Origin of the sequence: Corallococcus sp. CA053C (assembly GCF_003611675.1) — a bacterium.
Taxonomy (GTDB): Bacteria; Myxococcota; Myxococcia; order Myxococcales; family Myxococcaceae; genus Corallococcus.
In genome coordinates, this window is the sequence record NZ_RAWA01000678.1 from 1 (window position 1) to 2,696 (window position 2,696).

Annotated in this window: 3 protein-coding genes; all 3 read left to right on the forward strand. The window is 71.2% G+C overall.

All coding sequences use genetic code 11. The features are described from left to right. Window positions 1-387: MFS transporter (locus tag D7V97_RS42010; RefSeq protein WP_147445229.1), on the forward strand; the 387-nt coding region annotated here is incomplete at its 5' end. A 10-nt stretch (window positions 388-397) separates the two neighbouring features. Further along, window positions 398-1,432 (forward strand): phosphate acyltransferase PlsX, encoded by a 1,035-nt coding sequence (gene plsX, locus D7V97_RS42015; RefSeq protein WP_120616135.1) that lies wholly within the window; start codon window positions 398-400, stop codon window positions 1,430-1,432. Further along, window positions 1,429-2,475 (forward strand): phosphatase domain-containing protein, encoded by a 1,047-nt coding sequence (locus D7V97_RS42020; RefSeq protein ID WP_120616134.1) that lies wholly within the window; start codon window positions 1,429-1,431, stop codon window positions 2,473-2,475. The genes plsX and D7V97_RS42020 overlap by 4 nt, the downstream gene beginning before the upstream one ends. The last annotated feature ends 221 nt before the right edge of the window (window positions 2,476-2,696 follow it).

Below are 2,696 nucleotides of genomic sequence, written 5' to 3' on the forward strand. Positions count from 1 at the left end.
GGGCGGGAGGCCCCGGTGGCCGTGGTGGGGTTCGCGCTGACGGCCGCGGGGCTCGCGTTCCTGCCGGTGGCCCCGTCGTACGGGTGGCTCTTCCCGGTGATGGGGCTTTTGGCGGTGGGGTCGGCGCTGGTGAACCCGTGCCTGTCCGCCCTGGTGTCCCTGCACGCTCCCGCAGCGCGTCAGGGGGCGGTGTTGGGCGCGTATCAGGCGTGCGGTTCCCTGGGTCGCATTGTGGGCCCGGCGCTGGGCGGCCTGCTATTCACGCGGTTGGGTCCCGCGGCGCCCTATGGGACGGGCGCGGTCCTGGTAGGGCTGGGAGGCCTGCTGGCACTGTCGCTGGTGACACAGGTGCGAATGTCGGGAGCGAGCGCCGAGCAAAGCTCATAGGATGGATTCCATGGTGGGGAAGCCGCAGCAAGTCACCATCGCGTTCGACGTGATGGGGAGCGATCACGGCCCGGCCGAGGTGGTGCGGGGTGCGGCCCAGCTCTCGCTGGAGTCTCCGCACATCCACGCGCTGCTCGTGGGGGACCGTCCAGTCATCGACGAGGTCCTGGCGGGCATCAAGCACAACGGCGAGCGCATCTCCGTGCACCACGCGGCGGACTTCGTGGGCATGGACGAGAAGCCCGGCGAGGCGCTGGCGCGCAAGCCCGAGTCCTCCGTGGCGGTGGCTGCCCGGCTGGTGGCGGAAGGCGAGGCGCACGCGCTGGTGTCCGCGGGCAACACGGGCGCGGGCGTGCTCGCGTGCAAGCGCCACTTCCAGCTCATCCCGGGCGTGCGCCGCGCGGCGCTGGCCACGGTGTACCCGACGCGGGGCGTGCGAGGCGCGAAGCAGGACCCCTTCAGCCTCATCCTCGACGTGGGCGCCACGGTGGAGGCCACGGCGGAGGACCTGGTGGCGTTCGCCGTCATGGGCAGCGCGTACGCGCGCATCATCTCCCGCAACGAGCGGCCCAAGGTGGCGCTCCTGTCCAACGGTGTGGAGCCCCAGAAGGGCCCGCCCCGCGTGGTGGAGGCGCACCAGCGGCTGTCGCAGATGACGGGGCTCAACTTCACCGGCAACGTGGAGGGCATCGACATCCCGCGCGGCACCGCGGACGTCATCGTCACGGACGGCTTCGTGGGCAACGTGTGCCTGAAGATGCTGGAGGGCGTGCACGACACGGTGATGGAGCTGGCCCAGTACGCCTACAAGGAGAGCCTGCGCTGGCGCGCGGGCCTGGCCATGCTGTCGAGCGGCATCGACCGACTCAAGGACATCACGGACTGGGAGCAGTACGGCGGCGCGCCCATCCTCGGGTTCGACCGCATCTTCATCAAGGCGCACGGCCGCTCGAAGGCGCGCGCCATCGCGAACGCCGGCAAGGTGGCGGCGAAGGCGGTGGCGAACGAGCTGGGCACCGCCATCCAGGAGGGCCTCTCGCGGTGAGCCTGCCGGACCGGATCGATCCCCGCCCCCCGCGCCGCATCTACCGGTGGGACCTGGACAAGACGTACCTCCAGACGGACTTCGAGTCGCTGCGCGACCTGTTCCGCACCGCCTTCCAGAAGGCGCACGAGAAGGTCGCCGTGCCGGGCGCGAGCACCCTCATCCGCGAGCTGGCGGAGAGCGGCGATACCCGGCTGTGCATCGTGTCCGGCAGCCCCAAGCAGATGCGCGCGGTGCTGGAGGAGAAGCTCAAGCTGGACGGCGTCCAGTGGGATGAGTTCGTCCTCAAGGACAACGTGAGCAACCTCTTGCGCGGGCGCTTCCGGGCCCTGCGCGGGCAGGTGGGCTACAAGCTGCCCGTCATCCTGGAGAGCCGCGTCAACGCGCCGGTGGAGGCCGAGGAGGTGCTCTTCGGCGACGACGCGGAGGCGGACGCGTTCATCTATTCGCTCTACGCGGACCTCATCGCGGGCCGGGTGGACGAGCGCGTGCTGTCGCAGGTGCTGGAGGCGGGCGGCGTGTACCCGGACGACGTCGCGCGGGTGCATGAGGCGTGGAAGAAGATTCCCGTGGCGGACCCCGTGCGCCGCATCTTCATCCACCTGGATCGGCTGACGCCGCCCGCGCACTTCACGCCCTACGGGCCGCGCGTGGTGCCCATCTTCAACTACTTCCAGGCGGCGCTGGTGCTGCTGGCGGACGGCCACCTCACGGCGCCCCAGGTGCTGAAGATCGCCGTGGAGATGGTGCAGACGGCGGGGCACAACATCCTCACGCTGTCGAACTCCTTCCAGGACCTGCTGCGGCGCGGGCTGCCGCTACAGCAGGCCGCCATCGCGCTGTCCCAGGCGATGGAGGGGCCCAACGCGCTGCTCAAGGCGATGCGCCCCGTGCCGGACATCCTGGCCGCGTTCAGCAAGCGCCTGGCCGCGCTGGGCACGCAGCCGCCCCCGCCGCGCGTGCAGGCGGTGGACTACGTGTCGCTCATCTCCCACGCGCTGCCGCGCACCCACAAGGGTCGCTCGACGAAGCCGGGCTCCTGACGCCTGGGGCAGGACCCGAGGCCCTGGAGACGCCCTGTCGTCGCCGAAGCTCTGGAGCAGCTCTGAGCCGCGCTGGAATGTGCCTGCCTGCCCGGTGGGCGCTCTGGCGACCAGGGGGCCTTCCGGGTGCCCATGCCCACTCGCGGATGGGGCGGGGTCCGGCTGTTACCCCAGGAAGGGCACCTTTCGCGGGCAGCGGAGGGGCCCTGGGGCCCGGGAGG

Excerpts from the sequence above, each read along its gene's own strand:
- plsX (WP_120616135.1), top strand. The coding sequence starts at position 398 with ATGGTGGGGAAGCCGCAGCAAGTCACCATCGCGTTCGACGTGATGGGG.